General features: G+C 71.5%; 19 protein-coding genes. 10 read left to right on the top strand and 9 right to left on the bottom strand.

Translation table 11 applies throughout. The features are described 5' to 3' along the window. Positions 1 to 95 precede the first annotated feature (95 nt). Positions 96 to 863 (top strand): MerR family transcriptional regulator, encoded by a 768-nt coding sequence (locus tag ACFWI4_RS24505; protein WP_387199871.1) that lies wholly within the window; start codon positions 96 to 98, stop codon positions 861 to 863. Positions 864 to 973: 110 nt separating this feature from the next. Here the strand turns inward: ACFWI4_RS24505 and ACFWI4_RS24500 are convergent, their stop codons facing one another. Then, on the bottom strand, positions 974 to 1,339 hold the full coding sequence (locus ACFWI4_RS24500; protein WP_339130681.1) for a YbjQ family protein: 366 nt from the start codon (positions 1,337 to 1,339) through the stop codon (positions 974 to 976). 145 nt (positions 1,340 to 1,484) lie between these two features. On the opposite strand from ACFWI4_RS24500, the gene ACFWI4_RS24495 reads away from it, so the two are divergent. Beyond that, positions 1,485 to 2,834 carry a DedA family protein gene (locus ACFWI4_RS24495; RefSeq protein WP_387199985.1) on the top strand — a complete coding sequence of 450 codons (1,350 nt, stop codon included), beginning with the start codon at positions 1,485 to 1,487 and terminating at the stop codon, positions 2,832 to 2,834. A gap of 61 nt (positions 2,835 to 2,895) precedes the next feature. Here the strand turns inward: ACFWI4_RS24495 and ACFWI4_RS24490 are convergent, their stop codons facing one another. Together ACFWI4_RS24490 and ACFWI4_RS24485 are read right to left on the bottom strand one after the other, a co-directional pair. Beyond that, a complete protein-coding gene (locus ACFWI4_RS24490; RefSeq protein WP_385398691.1) occupies positions 2,896 to 4,551 on the bottom strand; it encodes a threonine/serine exporter ThrE family protein in 1,656 nt (551 codons plus the stop codon). A gap of 155 nt (positions 4,552 to 4,706) precedes the next feature. After that, positions 4,707 to 5,198 carry an inorganic diphosphatase gene (locus ACFWI4_RS24485; RefSeq protein WP_037625961.1) on the bottom strand — a complete coding sequence of 164 codons (492 nt, stop codon included), beginning with the start codon at positions 5,196 to 5,198 and terminating at the stop codon, positions 4,707 to 4,709. A gap of 79 nt (positions 5,199 to 5,277) precedes the next feature. Here ACFWI4_RS24485 and dacB point away from each other — a divergent pair, with 79 nt between their 5' ends. The 6 genes from dacB to folE all read left to right on the top strand — a co-directional run bounded on the left by dacB (position 5,278) and on the right by folE (position 13,223). Next, positions 5,278 to 6,834 (top strand): D-alanyl-D-alanine carboxypeptidase/D-alanyl-D-alanine-endopeptidase, encoded by a 1,557-nt coding sequence (dacB, locus tag ACFWI4_RS24480; RefSeq protein ID WP_387199868.1) that lies wholly within the window; start codon positions 5,278 to 5,280, stop codon positions 6,832 to 6,834. 179 nt (positions 6,835 to 7,013) lie between these two features. Beyond that, positions 7,014 to 8,162: a zinc-dependent metalloprotease gene (locus ACFWI4_RS24475; RefSeq protein ID WP_387199864.1), complete on the top strand. Its 1,149-nt coding sequence runs from the start codon at positions 7,014 to 7,016 to the stop codon at positions 8,160 to 8,162. Between the two features lie 193 nt (positions 8,163 to 8,355). Next, a complete protein-coding gene (tilS, locus tag ACFWI4_RS24470) occupies positions 8,356 to 9,519 on the top strand; it encodes a tRNA lysidine(34) synthetase TilS (RefSeq protein ID WP_385398700.1) in 1,164 nt (387 codons plus the stop codon). A 165-nt stretch (positions 9,520 to 9,684) separates the two neighbouring features. Continuing rightward, positions 9,685 to 10,245: a hypoxanthine phosphoribosyltransferase gene (gene hpt / locus ACFWI4_RS24465; protein ID WP_037625953.1), complete on the top strand. Its 561-nt coding sequence runs from the start codon at positions 9,685 to 9,687 to the stop codon at positions 10,243 to 10,245. Positions 10,246 to 10,444: 199 nt separating this feature from the next. Then, positions 10,445 to 12,472, top strand: a complete 2,028-nt coding sequence (ftsH, locus tag ACFWI4_RS24460; protein WP_387199982.1) for an ATP-dependent zinc metalloprotease FtsH — start codon at positions 10,445 to 10,447, stop codon at positions 12,470 to 12,472. Between the two features lie 145 nt (positions 12,473 to 12,617). After that, entirely contained in the window at positions 12,618 to 13,223 is a 606-nt protein-coding gene (gene folE, locus ACFWI4_RS24455; RefSeq protein ID WP_385398703.1) for a GTP cyclohydrolase I FolE, read from the top strand. 141 nt (positions 13,224 to 13,364) lie between these two features. Here folE and ACFWI4_RS24450 read toward each other — a convergent pair whose 3' ends face one another. From ACFWI4_RS24450 to ACFWI4_RS24425, 6 genes are all read right to left on the bottom strand, one after another. Beyond that, positions 13,365 to 13,853, bottom strand: coding sequence for a DUF3180 domain-containing protein (locus ACFWI4_RS24450; RefSeq protein WP_385398706.1), 489 nt, complete (start codon positions 13,851 to 13,853; stop codon positions 13,365 to 13,367). Positions 13,854 to 13,925: 72 nt separating this feature from the next. Beyond that, a complete protein-coding gene (gene folK / locus ACFWI4_RS24445) occupies positions 13,926 to 14,537 on the bottom strand; it encodes a 2-amino-4-hydroxy-6-hydroxymethyldihydropteridine diphosphokinase (protein ID WP_387199859.1) in 612 nt (203 codons plus the stop codon). Further along, a complete protein-coding gene (gene folB / locus ACFWI4_RS24440) occupies positions 14,534 to 14,893 on the bottom strand; it encodes a dihydroneopterin aldolase (RefSeq protein ID WP_037625942.1) in 360 nt (119 codons plus the stop codon). The genes folK and folB overlap by 4 nt, the downstream gene beginning before the upstream one ends. 249 nt (positions 14,894 to 15,142) lie before the next feature. After that, positions 15,143 to 15,658, bottom strand: coding sequence for a nuclear transport factor 2 family protein (locus tag ACFWI4_RS24435; RefSeq protein ID WP_387199855.1), 516 nt, complete (start codon positions 15,656 to 15,658; stop codon positions 15,143 to 15,145). Beyond that, positions 15,655 to 16,566 carry a dihydropteroate synthase gene (gene folP, locus ACFWI4_RS24430; protein ID WP_387199852.1) on the bottom strand — a complete coding sequence of 304 codons (912 nt, stop codon included), beginning with the start codon at positions 16,564 to 16,566 and terminating at the stop codon, positions 15,655 to 15,657. Before folP ends, ACFWI4_RS24435 begins: the two co-directional genes overlap by 4 nt. Positions 16,567 to 16,627: 61 nt before the next feature. Then, entirely contained in the window at positions 16,628 to 18,433 is a 1,806-nt protein-coding gene (locus ACFWI4_RS24425; protein WP_387199849.1) for a phosphatidylglycerol lysyltransferase domain-containing protein, read from the bottom strand. A 223-nt stretch (positions 18,434 to 18,656) separates the two neighbouring features. Here ACFWI4_RS24425 and ACFWI4_RS24420 point away from each other — a divergent pair, with 223 nt between their 5' ends. Both ACFWI4_RS24420 and ACFWI4_RS24415 read left to right on the top strand, forming a co-directional pair. Continuing rightward, positions 18,657 to 19,787, top strand: a complete 1,131-nt coding sequence (locus ACFWI4_RS24420) for an alpha/beta hydrolase (protein WP_387199846.1) — start codon at positions 18,657 to 18,659, stop codon at positions 19,785 to 19,787. Positions 19,788 to 20,172: 385 nt separating this feature from the next. Continuing rightward, positions 20,173 to 21,502: hypothetical protein (locus tag ACFWI4_RS24415; RefSeq protein WP_387199843.1), on the top strand; the 1,330-nt coding region annotated here is incomplete at its 3' end.

The following is a 21,502-nucleotide window of genomic DNA, read 5'->3' as shown; positions in this document are numbered from 1 at the left end:
CGAGCGTCGCCGCCGGAACCGGCCCGGGAATCCGGGCTTGCACCTCACGTCACGTCAGGGCTCATCGTGAAGGGCGTAACGAGGAAGGAGCGGAAGTGGGCTATTCAGTGGGACAGGTCGCCGGGTTCGCCGGGGTCACGGTGCGCACGCTGCACCACTACGACGAGATCGGTCTGCTCGCCCCCGGCGGGCGCAGCCACGCGGGACACCGGCGCTACAGCGACGCCGACCTCGACCGGTTGCAGCAGATCCTGTTCTACCGGGAGCTCGGCTTCCCGCTCGACGAGGTCGCGGCCCTGCTCGACGACCCGGACGCGGACCCGCGCGCGTCGCTGCGCCGGCGGCACGAGCTGCTGACCGCCCGGATCGAGAGGCTCCAGGAGATGGCCGCGGCCGTGGAGCACGCCATGGAGGCACACACGATGGGAATCGACCTCACGCCCGAGGAGAGGTTCGAGGTCTTCGGGGACAAGGACCCCGAGGAGCACGCGCAGGAGGCCGAACGCCGCTGGGGCGGCACGGAGACGTACGCCGAGTCGCGCCGCCGCACCGCCCGCTACACCAAGGACGACTGGAAGCGGATGCGGGCCGAGGCGGCCTCCTGGGACGAGCGGTACGGCGCCCTGATGGGGACGGGGGAGCGACCGGACGGCGAGCGGGCCATGGACCTGGCCGAGGAACACCGGCAGCACATCACCAAGTGGTTCTACACCTGCACGTACGAGATCCACCGGGGTCTCGGGGAGATGTACGTCGCCGACGAGCGGTTCACGGCGTACTACGACGCCACGCGGCCGGGGATGGCCGAGCACCTGAGGGCGGCGATCACCGCGAACGCCGACCGGAACCCCGGGGAGGCCTGATCCGGACGGGCGGCGGCGCGGACCGGGGGAGCCGGGCCCGGACGAACACCGGTGCGGGCCGGGGGGAAAAAACCTCGGCCCGCACCGCCGCCGCCCCCCCGAACGCCGGTCTACTCCTTCACCAGGACCACGGCCGTTCCGTAGGCGCAGACCTCCGTGCCCACGTCGGCCGCCTCGGACACGTCGAAGCGGAACATGAGGACGCCGTTGGCGCCACGCGCGCGTGCCTGGTCGACGAGCCGCTCCATGGCCTGGTTGCGGGTCTGCACCAGCGTCTTGGTGAGCCCCTTGAGCTCGCCGCCGATCATCGACTTCAGGCCCGCGCCGATCTGGCTGCCCAGATGGCGCGAGCGCACCGTGAGACCGAAGACCTCGCCGATGACCTGCTCGACGCGATGGCCGGGAACGTCGTTCGTCGTGACGACCAGGACGTCCTCGTGGGGACCCTGGCCGCCGCCGTATTCATCGATGCCCATGGTCCACAGCTTTGTCCCAGTCGCCGCACAGTGCATCCTGGAGTCACGGGTGGAACCTGGCGTTGGCACACTGCGTTGATAGCTTTGGCCGGCCCGTACAAGGACCGCCGCAACTCCCTTCACCCCTCAGGAGCCCGGACCCGTGATGACGCTTGCCCTCGGTCCCAGCTGGCTGGATCCGAACACGCTCCTGGACAACTTCGGCATCTGGGGCCTGCTGCTGGTGGTGTTCGCCGAGTCCGGCCTGCTCATCGGCTTCTTCCTGCCGGGCGACTCGCTGCTCTTCACCTGCGGTCTGCTGATCACCACGGGTGCCATGGACTTCCCGCTGTGGGCGGCGGTCCCGCTGATCTGTCTCGCCGCGGTCCTCGGCGACCAGGCGGGTTACCTCTTCGGCCGGAAGGTCGGGCCCTCGCTCTTCACCCGCCCGGACTCCCGCCTGTTCAAGCAGGAGAACGTGGTCAAGGCCAACGAGTTCTTCGAGAAGTACGGCCCCAAGTCCCTGGTCCTCGCCCGCTTCGTGCCCGTCGTGCGCACGTTCACGCCGATCATCGCGGGCGTCAGCGGCATGCGGTACCGCCCGTTCCTCACCTTCAACGTCATCGGCGGCGTCCTGTGGGGCGCGGGCGTCACGCTGCTCGGCTCCTGGCTCGGCAAGATCGAGTTCGTCAACAAGCACATCGAGCTGATCCTGATCCTCATCGTGCTCGTCTCGGTGGTCCCGATCATGATCGAGTTCCTGCGCGCCCGCTCGCAGGCCAAGAAGAACGCCCCGCAGGAGCCGGAGGAGCCGAGCGCCTCCCAGGACTTCGACGACTTCGCGGACTTCCGGGAGCCCTTCCCCGGCAGCCCCGAGGCCGCCCGTACGCGCCCCGCAGCGCCCGCCATGGACGACGCGACCCGGCCGCTGCGGGTGCCCCCGGTCCACGAGGGCCAGGACCCGTCGTACGGCGGCCGGGACCAGGGCCGGCCGTACGGCGATCAGGGTCAGGGCCAGTCGTACGGGAACCAGGGCCACGGCCCGCGGTACGGCGGCCAGGACCAGGGCCACGACCAGGGCCAGGGGCGTCCGTACGGCGACCAGGGCGGCGACCAGTTCTACGGGAACCCCGGGCAGAACCAGGGCCAGGGCTACGGCCGTCAGGACAACGCCTACCAGCCCCAGCAGTACCAGCAGCCTCAGCCCCAGCAGCATCGCCGGCCCCAGTACCAGCAGCCCCAGCAGCAGTACCAGCAGCAGCCGTACGGCTCCGAGCAGGGCTACGGCTACGACCAGCAGCAGTACGACCAGGGCTACCAGCAGGGCTACGACCAGGGTCAGGCCCAGCACCCCCAGGCCCAGCACCCCCAGGCCCAGCACCCCCAGGCCCAGCACCCCCAGGGTCAGCACCCGCAGGGCCAGCACCCGCAGGCCCAGCAGCACCCCCAGGGCCACGCCCGGCGCCCGTACGACGCCGAGCAGTACCCGTACGGCCAGGGCCCCGCGCAGAACTGACGCGCCCGCCGGGTGATTCCCCGGCCCCGTCGGGCCCGGCCCGGTCCTCCGGGGCCGGGCCTCAGAATCCGCGGGTCCGCTTGGCGGCCCGCCGTGCGCCGGACGAGCCGCCCGGCAGACGCAGGAACAGCCGCGAGATCTCCGAGCCCAGGTTCACGCCGATGGCGATGGCCATGGCGAGGGCCGCGGCCTTCGTGAGCGACACCAGGCCCTTGTCCACGTTGTTCTGGGCGATCGACAGCAGCCCGAAATAGGTCGCCGAACCGGGCAGCAGGGGCCCGATCGCGGCCGTCGTGTACGGCAGGGCGGAGGCGAACCGGTAGCGCGAGAGCAGTTGCCCGAAGAGCCCCACCAGGCCCGCGGCGACGGCGGTGGAGGCCACCGGCGATATCCCGCCCGCGTAGTGCATCGCCCCGTACACCGACCAGGCGACGCCTCCGTTGAGGGTCACGGCGAGAACGGTCGAACGTTCCTGCTGGAGCAGGACGGCGAAGGTGAGCGACAGCAGCATCGACGCGGCGATCTGGAGCAGCGGCCGCTCGGAGATGCTGAGCGCCGCGTCCGGGTTGAGCTGCGCGCCGAGCTTCACCCCGAAATAGAGCACCAGCAGGACGCCGACGACGATCCCCACGAAGAAGTACATGACTTCGAGGAGCCGCGCGGACGCGGTGATGTAGAAGCCGGTGAGCCCGTCCTGCACTCCCGCGACGAGCGCCCGTCCCGGCAGCAGCGCGAAGAGCCCACCGGTGATCACCGCGGACGCCTTCACGTCGACGTGGGCCACGGTGAGCGCCACCCCTATCGCGGCGGGCGGCATCGCGGCGGCCGTGAACTGGTAGAACTCCGGCAGCCCGCGTCCTGCGCACAGCCAGGCGAGCCGGTCGCCGAGCATCGCGCCGAGGGCTGCGGCGACGAACACGACGGCGTCACCGCCGACGAGCACGGAGGCCGCGCCGGCCAGCAGCCCGCCGGAGGCCGTCAGCACCCAGCCGGGGTAGGGGTGCCGGTTGCGCCGCATCTCCGCGAGCCGCCTGTAGGCCTCCTCCAGGGGGATCGCGGTCTCCGGGTCGCTCAGATCGTCCACGAGGTGGTAGACGGCCGCCAGGCGCGTGTAGTCGGTGCCGCGGCGGCGCACGGTCCGGGACGCCGTCACCGGGTCGTCCACCAGTGACGGCTGGTGCGAGATCGACAGCAGGGTGAAGGTGACGTTCGGCTCGCAGCGGTCGAGGCCGTAGGAGCGGCAGACGGCGAACATCGCGGTCTCCACGTCCTCGGCGCCCTCACCGCCCGCGAGCAGCAGCTCGCCGATGCGCAGGGTCAGGTCGAGGACGCGCGGGACGGCGGGCCCCGACTCGTCCTCCTTGTGCACCGGTTCGGGCGCGGGGCGCTCGGCCACGGGCATCCGCAGCATGGTGCGCATGCGGTCCTGCCAGGGCCCGTCCTTGGTCAGGCTGACCAGGGGGACGCCGGTCGCGGGTGTGAACGCCGGAGGCGCGGACCGGGCGCTGTAGGTGCGCGGGGCGTTGAACGCCGAGCCCCCCTGCTCCGCCGCGGCGGGCTGCGGCGCGTCGAGCCCCTGGGGGAGCGCGAACTCCGAGGTCGTCGACGACTCGTCGTCCGCCGCCGGGGCCGGCGAGGTCACACCCGTGGGCGGGGTGAAGGCACTCCTCGCCTCGTCCGAGTGCGGCTTGCGGTCTTCCGCTTCGGGGTCCGCCACCAACTCCAGCCTCGCCTTTCCCGTCCGTGTACTGCTCCTTCTTGCCTTCCGTATGCCTCAGTATGCGTACGGGCACACGAACGGGCCGCGTGACCCCCGGTGGGATCACGCGGCCCGTTCGAAAGAGGGGGAGGTCAGTGACCGCCCGCGGGGGGTCAGTGACCGCCCTGGTCCTTGAAGCGCTTGTACGAACGCTCGATCTCGGCCTCGGCGTCCGCGCGGCCGACCCAGTCGGCGCCCTCGACGGACTTGCCCGGCTCCAGGTCCTTGTAGACCTCGAAGAAGTGCTGGATCTCCAGGCGGTCGAACTCCGACACGTGGTGGATGTCGCGCAGGTGCTCCACACGCGGGTCGTGCGCCGGGACGCACAGCAGCTTGTCGTCGCCGCCGGCCTCGTCCGTCATACGGAACATGCCGATCGCGCGGCACTGGATGAGGCAGCCCGGGAAGGTCGGCTCGTCCAGGATGACCAGCGCGTCCAGCGGGTCGCCGTCCTCGCCGAGGGTGTTCTCGACGAAGCCGTAGTCGGCCGGGTAGCTGGTCGAGGTGAAGAGTCGACGGTCCAGACGGATCCGACCGGTCTCGTGGTCCACCTCGTACTTGTTCCGTGAACCCTTCGGAATCTCGATCGTGACGTCGAACTCCACCGGTGGCTCCTCCATGATCAGCACATAGTTCTGGTGATTAAGTGTCCCTCACGCAGGTGGGTGATCGCGAAAGGGGCTGGTGGTCGTGCCAGAGCTGAGGGCTTGGCGGGCCGCGAGACCGCATGTGGTGCGGGTCGCGCGGACGGTGAAACCGCATGTGGCGCGGATCACTCGGGCTGTGCGGCCGCGTGCCGTGCGGTTGACGACGCCGCAGCTCACAGCCGTTGCCGCCACCGTCGGCCTGGCACTCGCGGCCGGGTCGGTGACCGTGGCCGGTCCCTGGGACTCCACCGGTCAGCGTACGGCCGAGCGGGACTGGGCCGCATCGCGGGCGCCGGAGGGTGGCACAGATCACGCACGTACGTCCGGTACGCGCCGAACGTCACCCCGGCCCGCACCCAGCGCCGACTCCGTGCTCACCGCGCTCGGCGGCCCGGCGGGCACCGCGCCCGCGCCCGCCGGGAAGGCCCTCGCCGACGTCCTCGACCCGCTGCTGGCCAACCCGGTCCTCGGCTCGGTGCGCACCGCCGTCGTGGTCGACGTGGCGACCGGCAAGCGGCTCTACGGCAAGGACGCCGACCAGGTCCAGACGCCCGCCTCCACCACGAAGATCGCCACCGCGGTCGCCGCCCTCACGGCGCTGGGCCCCGACCACCGCATCCGCACGCGGGCGGTCCTGGAGCCCGACACCAAGGAGGTCGTGCTCGTCGGCGGCGGCGACCCGACGCTGACCGCGCGCAAGCCCGCGGACGGCTGGGCCGACCTGCAGACGCTCGCCGAACGGACGGCCGCCGCCCTGAAGACCCGTCACCTGGACCACGTGACGCTCTCCTACGACACCTCGCTCTACTCCGGCCCCGGACTTCACCCCATAGGGGTCAACGAGAACATCGCGAAGGTCACCCCCCTGATGGCCGACGAGGGCCGCCTCGACCGTTCCACCAGCGGGCCGGCCGGACGCGCCGCCGACCCGGCGGCCGACGCCGCCCGGAAGTTCGCGGACCTGCTCCGCGCCCAGGGCGTCACCGCCACGGCACCCGGCCCCTCGAAGGCCACGAGCCGCTCCCAGGCCCTCGCCTCCGTCTCCTCGCCGCCGCTGTCCGCCCTGGTCGAGCGGATGCTGACCAACAGCGACAACGACATCGCCGAGGCCCTGGCCCGCCAGGTCGCCCTCGCCGCCGGCGAGGAACCCAGCTTCGACGGCGACGCGAAGGCGATCCCCGCCGAGCTGAAGAAGCTCGGACTGCCGCTGACCGGGGCGCAGTTCGCGGACGGCAGCGGTCTGAACCGCGCCGACAAGGTCTCCGCCGACCTGCTCACCGCCCTGCTGGCCAAGGCCGGCGACCCGGCCCACCCCGAGCTGCGCGCGGTCCTCACCGGCCTGCCCGTCGCCGGCTTCACCGGCACCCTGAGCACCCGCTACACCGACTCCCCCACCGCCACCGGAGTCGTCCGCGCCAAGACCGGAACCCTGACCGGGGTCAACACCCTCGCCGGGACCGTCGTCGACAAGGACGGCCGCCTGCTGGCCTTCGCGTTCCTGACCTCCGACGCCGCCAACCCCCCGAACGCCCTGGAGGCGCGGGCGGCCCTGGACCACACGGCGACGGCGCTGGTGGCGTGCGGCTGCCGGTAGGCGCACGCCGTTCCGTCCGGCGCAATCCCCGTACGCCGGACGGGGACAGGCACGGCGGGCCGGCCCGCCCGCCGTTCCCTTCCGGCCCGTGGGAACCACCCGCATCACCCGCCCCCGCATGGGGCACGGACGGCGCCGGACCCTAACCGCGGCAGCACCCGCTCACGTACGGTTGACGCATGACGAGCATCGGTGGTGCTGCATCTACTGGGATGGTCGACTGGAATCTCGCGGTGGCGACCGCGACCCGGCTCGTACGGCCGGGCCCCGAGGTGAGCCGCGACGAGGCACGGGCCATCGTGGCCGAACTGCGCCGGCACGCCAAGGCCTCGGAGGAGCACGTGCGGGGCTTCACCCGCATGGGCGCGGACGTCGTCCACGACACCCCCGTCCTCGTCGTCGACCGCCCCGGCTGGGTCCGGGCGAACGTCGCCGGGTTCCGGGAGATCCTCAAGCCCCTGCTGGACAAGATGCAGGAACGGCGCGGCAGCACCCCCGGCGGAGCCGTCCTCGGCGCCGTCGGCGGCAAGGTCACAGGCGTCGAACTGGGCATGCTGCTGTCGTTCCTGTCGTCGAGGGTCCTCGGGCAGTACGAGACGTTCGCTCCCGCGACCAGGGACCTGCCCGCGGGAGCGCCCAGCCCCTCGGGCAACGGCGGTGGCCGACTCCTGCTGGTCGCCCCGAACATCGTGCACGTGGAGCGCGAACTCGACGTCCAGCCCCACGACTTCCGGCTGTGGGTCTGCCTCCACGAGGAGACCCACCGCACCCAGTTCTCGGCCGTGCCCTGGCTGCGCGACCACCTGGAGGGCGAAATCCAGTCGTTCTTGGGGGAGACGGAGATCGACCCCATGACCGTCCTGGAGCGCGTCAGGGAGGCCGCCCAGTCCCTCGCCGGCTCGCGCCCGGACACCGAGGAGGACGACGGCGGGCGTTCCCTCGTGGAAATCGTGCAGACGCCCGCCCAGCGCGAGATCCTCGGCCGGCTCACCGCCGTGATGTCCCTCCTGGAAGGACACGCCGACTTCGTGATGGACGGCGTGGGACCCGCCGTCGTCCCCTCCGTCGCCGAGATCCGCGAGAAGTTCCAGCAGCGCCGCGCCAAGGGCGCCTCCCGCCTCGACATGGCCCTGCGCAAGCTGCTCGGCCTGGACGCCAAGCTCAGGCAGTACCGCGACGGCGAGCGGTTCGTACGGGCCGTCGTCCACGAGGTCGGCATGGACGGCTTCAACCGGGTGTGGACCTCTCCGAACACGCTCCCGACCAAGGCGGAGATCGCCAAACCGGCGGACTGGGTCGCGCGGGTGCACCGCAAGGCGGAGTCGTGAACCCTACGGGACGGTCGTGAAACGAATCCGGCCGATGGCAGGCAAACGCTTCTGCTGTCACCCGTCCGAGGGACCGTGGAGCATGGGTAGGCGTGCAATGCTCGGGGAACGCCCCGGTTCTGTCACCATCTACACACTCTGAGTGACAGATCCCCGGGCTAACCCCCCGAAAACTTCATGAAGGGAACCGGACATGGGTCCCCATCCTGCGGTCGCGGCGATACGCCTGGCGGTCCGCCGCGTACTCCACGACATCCTGACCGAACAACCGCCCACCCACGACACCCGGCGCACGCCCGCACGCGGTGCCGCGCGCCCCTGCGCCTCCGACGCGGAACGCGTCCCCGCTCCCGGAACGCGGCGCAGCGTCACCGCGCCCGCGCGCCTCCCGCACGACCAGACCCCCGCGAGCTCCCGGCCCCTGCCGGGCGAGGGCGCCACCCCGGCGCCGCTCGTGCTCGTCGCGTGCTCCGGCGGCGCCGACTCCATGGCGCTCGCCTCGGCCCTCGCCTTCGAAGCCCCGAAACTCGGCATCCGCGCCGGCGGCATCACCGTCGACCACGGTCTGCAGCCCGGCTCCGAGCTGCGCGCCGACGAAGTCGTGCTGCGCCTCGGCGAGCTCGGGCTCGACCCCGCCGAGTCGATCGCCGTCACCGTCGGCCGCGACGGAGGCCCCGAGGCCGCCGCCCGCGACGCCCGGTACGCCGCCCTCGACTCCGCCGCCGAGCGCCACGGCGCCACGGCGATCCTCCTCGGCCACACCCGCGACGACCAGGCCGAGACCGTCCTGCTCGGCCTCGCGCGCGGCTCCGGCATCCGCTCGCTGTCCGGGATGGCCGCGGTCTCGGGGGCCGACGGCCGCTACCGGCGCCCCTTCCTGCACCTGGACCGGCAGACCGCCCGCAAGGCGTGCATGGTCCAGTCGCTGCCCGTCTGGGACGACCCGCACAACGCCGACCCGGCCTACACCCGCTCCCGGCTCCGCCACGAGGGTCTGCCCGCCCTCGAGAAGGCCCTCGGCAAAGGAGTCGTCGAGGCCCTCGCCCGTACGGCCCAGCTCTCCCGGGACGACGCCGACGCGCTCGACGCGTGGGCCAGCCAGGCCGAGGCCTCCGTGCGCGACGCGGCCGGCCTCCTGGAGTGCGCCAAGCTCTACGCCCTGCCGCCCGCCGTACGCCGCCGGATCCTGCGCCGCGCGGCCATCGAGGCCGGTGCTCCGGCCGGTTCGCTGTTCGCCCGGCACATCGAGGAGATCGACCGGCTGATCACCGGATGGCGCGGCCAGGGGGCCATCAATCTCCCGGGCAAGGTCGTCGCCCAGCGCCAGGGTGGCAGACTGGTGATTCGGCAAGGCTGAAACCGGACCCCGCACCGGGGGCGCCCACACGGCTCCCCGGAACCCCCCGACTCGGGGCGCGGACGGTCCGAACGGCCGCGCGGGCGTGCCGAAGGGGACCGTCGCCGGTTACATGGCGCCCTGTAGGTGACGAGCCCAAAAAAGTGGGACGGACGACCGAAAGTGATGCGGGTGGACGCGAAAGACATGGGCACCGACCTCAAGTCGGTGCTCATCACCAAGGAAGAGATCGACGCGAAGCTGGCTGAGCTGGCGGCGAAGATCGACGCGGAGTACGCGGGCAAGGACCTGCTGATCGTCGGAGTGCTCAAGGGTGCCGTGATGGTCATGGCGGACCTCGCGCGTGCGCTGTCCACCCCCGTCACCATGGACTGGATGGCCGTGTCCTCGTACGGCGCGGGCACCCAGTCCTCCGGTGTGGTGCGGATCCTCAAGGACCTGGACACCGACATCAAGGGCAAGCACGTCCTGATCGTCGAGGACATCATCGACTCGGGACTGACCCTGTCCTGGCTGATCTCCAACCTCGGCTCCCGGGAGCCCGCCTCGCTCAAGGTGTGCACGCTGCTGCGCAAGCCGGACGCGGCCAAGGTCGCGATCGACGTGGAGTGGGTCGGCTTCGACATCCCGAACGAGTTCGTCATCGGGTACGGCCTGGACTATGCCGAGAAGTACCGGAACCTCCCGTTCGTCGGTACGCTCGCGCCTCACGTGTACGGCGGCTGAGCCCCTTCTTCCTGAGGGCGGCTCAGTCCTCGTCGGACGATCGGGAACCCCAGCGGGTTTCGCGCCGTTGGAGCATGCGTGGACGGGATTGACAGTGGTCCCCTGCGGCTTCGGGTGACAATGCTGGGGTACCGTCCGAAGAACAGTCTTTATCAAACTCACTATGGCAGGAGGGACGGGGCGGCACCGCTCCGTATGGATGGACGTGAAGCGATACTTCCGTGGGCCGGTCATGTGGATCGTGCTGGCCGTCCTTGCCGTGGTCGTGTTGATGCAGGTCGTCGGTTCGTCCGGCGGCTACAAGACGGTGGACACCGGCCAGGTCGTCCAGGCGATCAATGACAACAAGGTCCAGTCAGCCAAGATCACCACTGGCGACGAGCAGATCATCAAGGCCTCGCTGAAGGACGGCGAGAAGGTTGACGGCAGCTCGAAGATCCAGGCGAGCTACATCGGCGACCAGGGCGTGGCCCTCGCCAACACGCTCCAGGACAAGTACCAGAACAAGCAGATCCCGGACGGGTACACCGTCTCGCCGTCCAAGCAGAACCCCTTCGTGGGCATCCTGCTGTCTCTGCTTCCCTTCGTTCTCATCGTCGTCGTCTTCCTGTTCCTGATGAATCAGATGCAGGGCGGCGGCTCCCGGGTCATGAACTTCGGGAAGTCCAAGGCGAAGCTCATCACCAAGGACACCCCGAAGACGACGTTCGCGGACGTCGCGGGCTCGGACGAGGCGGTCGAGGAGCTCCAGGAGATCAAGGAGTTCCTCCAGGAGCCGGCGAAGTTCCAGGCGGTCGGCGCCAAGATCCCCAAGGGCGTCCTGCTGTACGGGCCTCCCGGTACGGGCAAGACACTGCTGGCGCGCGCCGTCGCGGGCGAGGCCGGCGTCCCCTTCTACTCGATCTCCGGTTCCGACTTCGTCGAGATGTTCGTCGGTGTCGGTGCCTCCCGGGTCCGTGACCTGTTCGAGCAGGCCAAGGCGAACGCTCCGGCGATCGTCTTCGTCGACGAGATCGACGCGGTCGGCCGCCACCGTGGTGCCGGCCTCGGCGGCGGTCACGACGAGCGCGAGCAGACCCTCAACCAGCTGCTCGTCGAGATGGACGGCTTCGACGTGAAGGGCGGCGTCATCCTGATCGCCGCCACGAACCGGCCCGACATCCTCGACCCGGCCCTCCTGCGCCCCGGCCGCTTCGACCGCCAGATCGCGGTCGACCGCCCGGACATGCAGGGCCGTCTGGAGATCCTCAAGGTTCACCAGAAGGGCAAGCCGGTCGCCCCGAACGTGGACCTGTCGGCGGTGGCCCGCCGGACCCCCGGCTTCACCGGTGCCGACCTGGCGAACGTGCTGAACGAGGCGGCGCTGCTCACGGCGCGCAGCAACCAGAAGCTGATCGACAACAGCATGCTGGACGAGGCGATCGACCGTGTGGTCGCGGGCCCGCAGAAGCGGACCCGGATCATGTCGGACAAGGAGAAGAAGATCACCGCGTACCACGAGGGCGGACACGCCCTGGTCGCGGCGGCTTCCCCCAACTCCGACCCGGTGCACAAGATCACGATCCTGTCGCGCGGCCGTGCCCTCGGCTACACGATGGTCCTGCCGGACGAGGACAAGTACTCCACCACGCGCAACGAGATGCTGGACCAGCTCGCGTACATGCTGGGCGGCCGCGCGGCCGAGGAGCTCGTCTTCCACGACCCGACCACCGGTGCCGCGAACGACATCGAGAAGGCCACGGCCACCGCTCGCGCGATGGTCACGCAGTACGGCATGACCGAGCGTCTCGGCGCGATCAAGTTCGGCGGCGACAACACCGAGCCCTTCCTGGGCCGGGAGATGTCGCACCCGCGCGACTACTCGGAAGAGGTCGCCGCGCTCGTCGACGAAGAGGTCAAGAAGCTCATCGAGAACGCGCACAACGAGGCCTGGGAGATCCTGGTCGAGAACCGCGACGTCCTCGATCAGCTGGTGCTCCAGCTGCTGGAGAAGGAGACGCTGAGCAAGGAGCAGATCGCCGAGGTCTTCGCTCCGATCGTGAAGCGCCCGGCCCGCCCCGCGTGGACCGGCTCCTCCCGCCGCACCCCGTCCACCCGCCCGCCGGTGCTCTCCCCCAAGGAGCTGTCGCTGACGAACGGGGCGAACGGCTCGACGGCTTCCATCGCCACCGCGACGGAGTCCGTCCCGGCCACGGAGACGGCCCCCGAGGACCGCACCGACAGCTGAGTCCGCTCGGCTCCGGGCGGCCTCACCAGGCCCGGAATGGATGCCGCGCCCCCCAGGTTCTAGCCTGGGGGGCGCGGCATTTTCGTGTGCCCGCACCTTTTGGACGCGTCGAGGCACGCGCAGGATCCACAGGAACGAGGACCAGATGACCGACCCCGTGACGCTGGACGGCGAGGCCACGATCGGCGCGTTCGACGAGAAGCGTGCCGAGAACGCCGTACGAGAGCTCCTGATCGCGGTCGGCGAGGACCCGGACCGCGAGGGGCTCCGCGAGACCCCGGCCCGCGTCGCGAGGGCGTACAAGGAGATATTCGCGGGCCTGCTCCAGCAGCCGGAGGACGTGCTGACGACGACGTTCGACCTGGGCCACGACGAGATGGTCCTGGTGAAGGACATCGAGGTGTTCAGCACGTGTGAACACCATCTGGTCCCGTTCCGGGGCGTGGCGCACGTCGGCTACATCCCGTCCACCAGCGGCAAGATCACGGGGCTGTCGAAGCTGGCCCGCCTGGTCGACGTCTACGCCCGGCGCCCGCAGGTGCAGGAGCGGCTGACGACCCAGATCGCCGACTCCCTGATGGAGATCCTGGAGCCGCGCGGTGTGATCGTGGTCATCGAGTGCGAGCACATGTGCATGTCCATGCGCGGTATCCGCAAGCCCGGCGCCAAGACCATCACCTCGGCGGTGCGCGGACAGCTGCGGGACGCGGCGACCCGCAACGAGGCGATGAGTCTCATCATGGCCCGCTAGACCCCGCTAGACCCCGCGACGGCCCGCTGGACCCCGCGGCCTCACCCGGCTCGGCCCGGTCCGGCGGCCTCGCGCGGACCGGTGCGGAACGACGAACGGCATTCCCCGGGGGTCTCGGTGCCCCGGGGACCGGCCGGGCTCCTAGGCCACCGGGGCCGTTCCGCCGTGGTGCTCGTCGTCGTCCTCCGGGAGCCTGCAGACCCGTTCCAGGAAGAAGGCCGCCGCTATCACGGCGATTCCGGCGACGACGGAGAGGCCGGCGTAGATGGCCTGGTCGCGGATGGCGGGGACCTCCAGGGACTCCAGGAGGAACACGCCGGTGCCGCCGTACATGCCGGCCACCAGGGCGGCCACCAGGGCGCTCGCCTGGCCGAAGACGACCGCGCGGGCGGCCATCAGCGGGTCGACTCCCTTGGCGCCGGGGCGCCGCTCGCGCTGGGCCTTGAGGCGGGCGCGCAGCGACAGGGCCGTGGCGAGCAGGACGATCGCGATCAGGGCGAGGACGATGGGCGCGGCCAGGGGGACCCGGGGCAGCGTGCCCACCGCGTTCCACAGGCGGGCGCCCGCCCAGGACAGCACTCCGGCCACCACGAACACGGCAGCCAGTGTCCTGATCCGCAGCTGTTTCACGTTGCCCCTTCGGTAGCCCGCGTAGGGCCGGCCCGGTGCCGGGCCGGCCTGTGGTCGTCTTGACCTTAACGACTACTCGGGCAGCCGGAGTTCCAGGTCGGTGCGGGGCGCCACGCCCTCCCGGGTGATGCCGTCGAGGAGGCGGGTGACGGCGCCGCGGCCGGGGAGCTGCGCCTCGGGGTCCACGTCGTGCCAGGGGGCGAGGACGAAGGCCCGCTCGTGGGCGCGCGGGTGAGGAAGGGTCAGCACCGGGTCGTCCGAGACGACGTCGGCGTACGCCACGATGTCCACGTCGATGGTGCGCGGGCCCCAGCGCTCGTCCCGTACGCGGTGGAAGGCCTCCTCGACCGCGTGGGCCCGCTCCAGGAGCGAGGACGGCGGGAGGGTGGTCCTGAGCACCACGACCGCGTTCAAGTACGAGGGCTGGCTGCCCGGTTCGACGCCCCAGGGCTCGGTCTCGTACACGGGGGAGACGGCCTTGACCCGGACGCCCGGGGTGTCCTCCAGGGCGTCGATGGCTCCCTGGAGGTTCTCCAGGCGGTTGCCCAGGTTCGACCCGATGGAGACCACCGCGCGCTTGGGGTTGCTCAGCGTGGTGTCGGCGGCGTCGACCCGCTCGACCACGGAGGCGGGCACCGGCTGGACGGTCGGGTCGCTCTGACCCTCGGTGAAGGACGCGGTCATACTCGGCTCCGGATGATCGTGACGGTCACGTCGTCGAAGGGGACCGTGATGGGCGCGTCCGGTTTGTGGACGCAGACCTCGACCTCCTGGACCCCGTCGTGCTTGAGACACGTCTGGGCGATGCGCTCGGCGAGCGTCTCGATGAGGTCGACCGGCTCGCCCTCGACGACGGCGACGACCTCTTCCGCCACGATGCCGTAGTGCACGGTCTTCGCCAGGTCGTCGTCGGCCGCGGCCGGCCGGGTGTCCAGGCCCAGCGTCAGGTCCACGATGAAGGTCTGGCCCTCCTCGCGTTCCTTCTGGAAGACGCCGTGGTGCCCGCGGGCCTTGAGGCCGCGCAGCGCGACACGATCCACGCGAATCACTCCTGCAATTGTCGGTGAAGGCCGTCATGCGCCGGATGCGGCCGGCGCACGGGCCTCGAACGAATCTACCTGCGGGCACCGACAACGCTCGCCCACGGGGACGGGCGCACCGGTGAAGGCCACGAGGCTTCACCGGGCGTTTCCCCTGGGGAACGCGGCGGCTCACGGGCCGGTAGCGCCGCCCCTACCCCGGAGCGGCGATTCCAATCACCTTTCGGCTGCCGGGCGCTCCGCGCCCACTCAGCCGGCGGTGTCCTCGTCGTCCTCCTCGCCGGACTCGGCCAGCACGGGGGAGGCGTGGTGGGACCAGAGCTTCCAGCCGTCGGCGGTCCGGCGGAACACGTTCGTGGCGACGACCAGCTGGCCCACGAGCGGGCCGAGCTCGTCGCTGTCCTCGGGGGCGGGCCCGCCGCTGAGGATGTTCTCGGTGCAGGTCACCAGGGCCGTGTCGGCGGCCACGGAGACGCGCACGTCGGTGAGGAAGAACTGGATGTACTCCGTGTTCGCCATGATCAGCGCGTACGAGCGGAGCACCTCGCCGCGGCCGCTGAGGACGGGCCAGCCCGGGTGGACGCAGGAGACGGCCGCCTCCGTGTCCTCGTCCTCGCCGTCGGGGCCGTCCTCGGGGCCGTCGTCGGAGGGGTCCGGGGTCAGCCACAGCGAGGACAGTTCCTCGAAGTCACCGCGTTCCATCGCCTCGTAGTACGCCGTGTTGGCGCGTTCGACCTGCTCGACATCGGTACGGGGTGTGCTCACCGGGCTCCCTCGGCGGCCGTGTCGCCGGAGTCGCTCGCGGCCGTGCCGGTCCTGGCGCCCTCGACGGCGCGGGCGACCCGTACGGCGTCGGCGGTGGCCCGTACCTCGTGCACGCGGACCGCCCAGGCGCCCTGCTGGGCGGCGATGGCCGAGACGGCGGCGGTGGCGGCGTCCCGTTCGCGCGCGGGCGGCGGGGCGCCCTCGGGGCCGGCCAGGACGCGGCCGAGGAAGCGTTTGCGGGAGGCGGCGACCAGCAGGGGGTGGCCGAGGGCGCGGAGGCGGTCGAGGTGGGCCAGGAGGGCCAGGTCGTGCTCGGGGTCCTTGGAGAAGCCGAGGCCGGGGTCGACGACGACGCGGTCGGGGGCGATGCCGCCCGCCAGAACGGCCTCCACGCGCGCGTGGAGTTCGTCGAGCACCTCGGAGACCACGTTCTCGTAGGCGCCCTGGACGTTCCCGCCGGCCAGGAAGCCGCGCCAGTGCATGACCACGAAGGGGGCGCCCGCGGCCGCCACGGCCGGGATCATCGCGGGGTCGGCGAGGCCGCCGCTGACGTCGTTGACGAGGGCGGCGCCCGCTGCCAGGGACCGCTCGGCGACGGAGGCGCGCATGGTGTCCACCGACACGGTGATGCCCTCGGAGGCGAGCCCGCGGACCACGGGGATGACCCGCTTCAGCTCCTCGGCCTCGTCGACCCGGGTCGCCCCGGGGCGGGTGGACTCCCCGCCCACGTCCACGAGGTCGGCGCCCTCGGCGACCAGGCCCAGGCCGTGCTTGACCGCGGCCGTCGTGTCGAACCAGCGGCCGCCGTCGGAGAAGGAATCGGGGGTGACGTTCACGACCCCCATGACCGCGCAGCGGTCCCACGTCGGCAGTCCCGCGACTCGGCCGCGTCCGCGCTCAGTACTCATACGTCCAGCCTAGGACCTCCGGGGAGGGGCATCGTCGCCCGCGGAGGTCCTTCCGTGCCGGTCAGGCCGCCCTGACCCCCTGCTCCGTCCTCGCGTGGGCGCACGGGCGCGGGGCCGGTGCGCGGCGGCGCAGGATCCGGGGCAGGGCGAAGTTCACGAAGCCCTCGGCCTGCATGGCGGCGAAGCCGATGCGGGGGAGGTCGCGGGAGGCGGCGTAGACCACGAAGCGCGGCTCCCAGCGGGGGCGGAACTTGGCGTTGAACTTGTACAGCGACTCGATCTGGAACCAGCGGGACAAGAACACGAGCAGTCCGCGCCAGGCGCGCAGCACGGGCCCCGCGCCGATCTTCTCGCCGCGCGCGAGCGCCGAGCGGAACATCGCGAAGTTGAGCGAGATCCGCTCGATGCCGAGGCGGGGCGCGGCCTGGAGCGCGGCCACGATGAGGAGTTCGTTCATGCCGGGGTCGGCCGCGCGGTCGCGGCGCATCAGGTCGAGCGAGACGCCGTCCGGGCCCCACGGGACGAAGTGCAGGACGGCCTTCAGGTCGCCGTAGGGGCCGGCCGGGTCGTCGGCCTTGTGCGCCGTGGCGATCAGGCAGTCGCCGTCGGACGGGTCACCGATACGGCCGAGCGCCATGGAGAAACCGCGCTCGGTGTCGGTGCCGCGCCAGTCCTCCGCAGCGCGCCGTATCCGTTCCAGCTCGCCCTCGCCCAGGTCACGGATGCGCCGTACCCGGGTTTCGTAGCCGGCGCGCTCGATGCGCTTGACCATCTGGCGCACGTTTCTCATCGCGCGCCCGGAGAGGGAGAAATCCGGGACGTCCACCACCGCCTCGTCGCCGAGTTCGAGGGCGTCGAGACCGGTCTCGCGGGTCCACACCTCGCCGCCCGTCTCGGAGCAGCCCATGACGGCGGGGGTCCAGGAGTGCGCCCTGGCCTCGTCCATGAAGCGTTCGATCGCGCCGGGCCAGGCCTCCACGTCCCCGATGGGGTCGCCGCTGGCGAGCATCACACCGGAGACGACCCGGTAGGTGACCGCCGCCTTGCCGCTGGGCGAGAAGACGACCGCCTTGTCGCGGCGGAGCGCGAAGTGCCCGAGGGAGTCGCGGCCGCCGTGCTTGTCGAGCAGGACGCGCAGTTGGGCCTCGTCGTCCTCGGTGAGGCGGGCTGCGGGGTGTTCGGGCCGGAAGGCCAGGTAGATGGTGGTGACGGCGGTCAGCCAGCCGAGGGCGCCGAGGGAGAAGGCGACGGTCCAGGACGTGGGCCCGGCGTAGTCGACGGGGCCCTCGAAGCCGACGAGGCCGTACAGGACGTGGCTGATGCGGTCGGCCAGGCTCGGGTCGCCGATCATGCGGTCCTCGTGGACGCTGACGATGACGAGCCCGAGGACGAGGGAACCGGCGCCCATGAGAACGAAGTTGGCGAGTGCGCGCCAGCGGCTGCGCGGGTCGGGCAGCGCGGCGAACTCGTCGCGGTGGCGCAGCAGCGGTGCCAGCAGCGCGGCCGACAGGACGACGCCGATCACCGAGTGGCGGTACGCGAACTGCGCTGCCGCGCCCGCGGGCAGCAGCAGGGCCGCGGCGCGCCAGGCCCGGCGCTTGCGGCGGCGCAGCCCGTGGGCGAGCAGCAGCAGGAGCACGCCGGCGCTGAGGGACAGCGCCGCGGCGAAGGGCCCGAACGCTCCGGGCAGCACCTCGGCCAGGGCGTGCATACGGCTGTGACGGAAGCGCGGGAAGACTCCCGCGGCGATGTCCAGGAGACCCACGAGCGTGCAGGCCCTGGCGACCAGAGCGGGGACGGCCTCCGGGCTCGGACCGCGCAGAAGGCGCCGCGTCCGTGCCGCTCGGCCTGGAACCCCACCCGACAATTCCCCATCTATCCTGACAGACATCGCATCCCGTGGTTCTGCGAGAGACCTTGAATCCGGTGCCATTCCGGCATCCGGCGACATTGCGCCCTCTAGGACGGTGTCTTGGGGAGTCAGGTTCATTCCCCGCCGGAAAGCCGTTTCAAAAGGCAAGGAAAGTCCAGGGCAAGGGCTCGCAAATGTGCGGGACGGACCCGGACGGAAAGCGCAGGCGGAGCAGCCCATGGGTCTCACGAGCAACAAGGTGCTGGCGTTGGTGGTCCTGTTCGCCGTGCTGCTTTTCATCGGCACGGTGTGGTGGTGGCCGCGGCTCGCCAGGCGTACCTGGGGGTCGGTCGGCGGGCGGGTCGGGCTGCTGCTGGCCACCCAGGTGATGCTGTTCGCCTCGGTCGGGCTGTGCGCCAACCAGGCGTTCGGGTTCTACGCGAGCTGGGCGGACCTCCTCGGCAACGAGAAGGGCGAGGGCGTGGTCGTCGACCACAACGGCGCCGCCGGTCCGAACGGCGGCCCCCTCCAGGTCCTGGACACCGAGCAGGTGGCCGTCTCGGGCGGGGCCAGGCCGCAGACCGGCGGCCAGATCCAGAAGATCGACATCGTCGGGCGGACGAGCCGGATCGCCACACCCGCGTACGTGTACCTGCCGCCGGAGTACTTCCAGCCGCAGTACCGCACCCGTACGTTCCCCGCCGTCACGGTGCTGACCGGCTACCCCGGTACCGCCCAGGCGCTCATCAAGGCGCTGCACTTCCCGCAGACGGCGAATCGTTTGGTCAGGAGCGGCCGGAGCCAGCCGATGATCCTCGTGATGCTGCGTCCGACCGTCGCCCCGCCGCGGGACACCGAGTGCGTGGACATCCCCGGCGGTCCGAGGACCGAGTCCTTCTTCGCCAAGGACCTCCCCGAGGCCGTGTCGGCCCACTACCGGGTCGGCGGAGGTCCCCGCAGCTGGGGTGTCATCGGCGACTCGACCGGCGGGTACTGCGCGCTGAAACTCGCCGTCCACCATCCCGGGGCGTACACGGCGGCCGTCGGGCTGTCGCCCTACTACAAGGCGCCGATCGACCGCACGACGGGCGATCTCTTCCACGGCGACAAGACCCTGCGCAACAGTGCCGACCTCCGCTGGTACCTGAGGAACAAGCCAGCGCCGGACACTTCGCTGCTCGTCACGAGCAGCAGGATGGGCGAATCCAACTACAAGGCGACGCTGGACTTCATAGACCTCGTGAAATCGAAGAGGCTCACCCGGATCTCGTCGATCATCCTCGACAGCGGCGGCCACAACTTCAACACCTGGCGGCGGGAGATCCCGGCGGCGCTCCAGTGGATCAGCGGACGGCTCAGCGACCGCTGACAGGCGGTGCGGTGTGCCGTCGTACGGTGCCGGGTGCCGTGCCGTGCGGCGCTCTGTGCTGCCGTGCGGCGCGGCGCTCCGCGGTGTCGTGCGGTGTCCTTGGCGCCGTGCGATGCCGTACCGTGCCGGACGGACGAATAGGGTCGTCCGGCACGGGGAAATGCCGTCCCGCCGGGGAATGCCCGAGCCGCTTCGATGACGATTCGGAGAACGTTCCGAGCCCGTGGAATTGATCGCGGAGCCGGTGCGATCGGGGGGCGTCGCGGGCTTTGTGGGACAAGCGGTGTGTCCTGTAGGCGGCTGGTACAGGACAAAGCCTCCGGGGAGACTGGGTTTTTACCCCTCGGGGCTCCAAGATTCGCCTACGCGCGGTAAGTTTCTGGCCATGCCACGTGGACGCCACCGCCATTCCCCGCCCTTGCACAGGGTGCTGCCTTCCTCGGCGATCGCCGGCGTGTCGCTCGTCTGCGCCATAGGACCCTGGCTGTTCACGGACGCGCTCGCGCTCCGTGTGCTGGCCGCGGGTGCCGCGGCGACGGCGGTCGTCAGCGCGGTCGTCCTGCGCCAATGGGACTCCGCGGCGGGTAAACGCGTCGCCGATCTCACGCGCGCGCGGGCGAGCGACGAGTGGCGTCACGAGGAGCGCGTCGCCGAACTGGAGACGGACCTCGAGGAGTCGCGCGAGCTGCGCGCCAAGCTGGAGCAGAAGCTGCGCGCCAAGCGCACCGAGCTGGCCGGCCTGCGCAACGAGCACGCGGCGCTGCTGCGGCGCTACGCCACGGCCGAGACGGAGCGGGCCACCGCCCTGGAGGGGCGCCGGCAGCTCGCCATAGAGGCTTCGGTACCGGCCCGCGCCCTGCCGGCCGCGCGGACGGCTCCGGACGACGTGGAGACGCAGGACTCCCCCGACGCCCAGGCCGCGCACGCCACGGCCGGTGCGCAGGACGCACACGACACCGACGAGACGCACGACACGCCGGGTTCCGCGGACTCCTCCGCGGCCGTGGACTCGCCGGAGACGGCCGAAGCGGACGCGACGCCCGAGGCCGACGAGACGTCCGACGAGACGTCCGGAACCGACGAGACGACCGGGGGACCGGACGCTTCCGGGACGCCCGAGGACACCGCCGACTCCGCGGACACCGGCACCGCCGCGCCCGCAGCCGACACGGACCCCATCGAGGCCTTCATCGCGCCCGACGACGACCCCGTCTCCCCGGACACCGGGGACGACGAGACCGGCGCGGACGCGAAGGCGCGGTCGGCCGCCGGGACCGAGGGGTCGGCCGAGGCCTTCTCCCCGGCCGGATCGTCGCTCTTCCTGCGGGCCGGAGCCGCTCCGGCCCGGACGGCGCGCGACGCCGAGGCCGCGGCGGGTCCGGGCTCGACGTCCGTCGCCCTCGCGCTGCCGGAGCAGGCCTCCGACGAGGCGGCTCCCGAGGCCGGCCGGGCGACGGCCGGATCCCTGAGCGACGTACCCGCCCCCGCCGGATCCGCGCTGGACGCGGCCGTCAAGCGGGACGCGGCCAGAAGGCGCGCGGCGCTGCAGAAGGGCTCGGCGGCCACGAAGGACCTGGTCGCCAGGAAAGACATGATGGCCGAGCGGGAAGCGGCCGCGCGGGGCGAGGCCGCCCCGCAGAGCGCTCCCGCCCCCCGGACGGGGCCGGCCGCGGCCTCCGTCGCGGAAGCGGGTGGGGGGCGGGGGGCGCCCGAGG

Origin of the sequence: Streptomyces sp. NPDC127038 (genome assembly GCF_042725875.1) — a bacterium.
In the GTDB taxonomy this organism is placed as follows: Bacteria; Actinomycetota; Actinomycetes; order Streptomycetales; family Streptomycetaceae; genus Streptomyces.
This window is presented reverse-complemented; position numbering and strand designations above follow the sequence as displayed.

Coding starts and splice junctions, on each gene's coding strand:
- ftsH (WP_387199982.1), top strand. CDS start 10,445: ATGGACGTGAAGCGATACTTCCGTGGGCCGGTCATGTGGATCGTGCTG.
- folK (WP_387199859.1), bottom strand. CDS start 14,537: ATGACCGCGTCCTTCACCGAGGGTCAGAGCGACCCGACCGTCCAGCCG.
- folE (WP_385398703.1), top strand. CDS start 12,618: ATGACCGACCCCGTGACGCTGGACGGCGAGGCCACGATCGGCGCGTTC.
- hpt (WP_037625953.1), top strand. CDS start 9,685: ATGCGGGTGGACGCGAAAGACATGGGCACCGACCTCAAGTCGGTGCTC.
- ACFWI4_RS24420 (WP_387199846.1), top strand. CDS start 18,657: ATGGGTCTCACGAGCAACAAGGTGCTGGCGTTGGTGGTCCTGTTCGCC.
- ACFWI4_RS24495 (WP_387199985.1), top strand. CDS start 1,485: ATGACGCTTGCCCTCGGTCCCAGCTGGCTGGATCCGAACACGCTCCTG.
- ACFWI4_RS24500 (WP_339130681.1), bottom strand. CDS start 1,339: ATGGGCATCGATGAATACGGCGGCGGCCAGGGTCCCCACGAGGACGTC.
- ACFWI4_RS24475 (WP_387199864.1), top strand. CDS start 7,014: ATGACGAGCATCGGTGGTGCTGCATCTACTGGGATGGTCGACTGGAAT.
- tilS (WP_385398700.1), top strand. CDS start 8,356: ATGGGTCCCCATCCTGCGGTCGCGGCGATACGCCTGGCGGTCCGCCGC.
- folP (WP_387199852.1), bottom strand. CDS start 16,566: ATGAGTACTGAGCGCGGACGCGGCCGAGTCGCGGGACTGCCGACGTGG.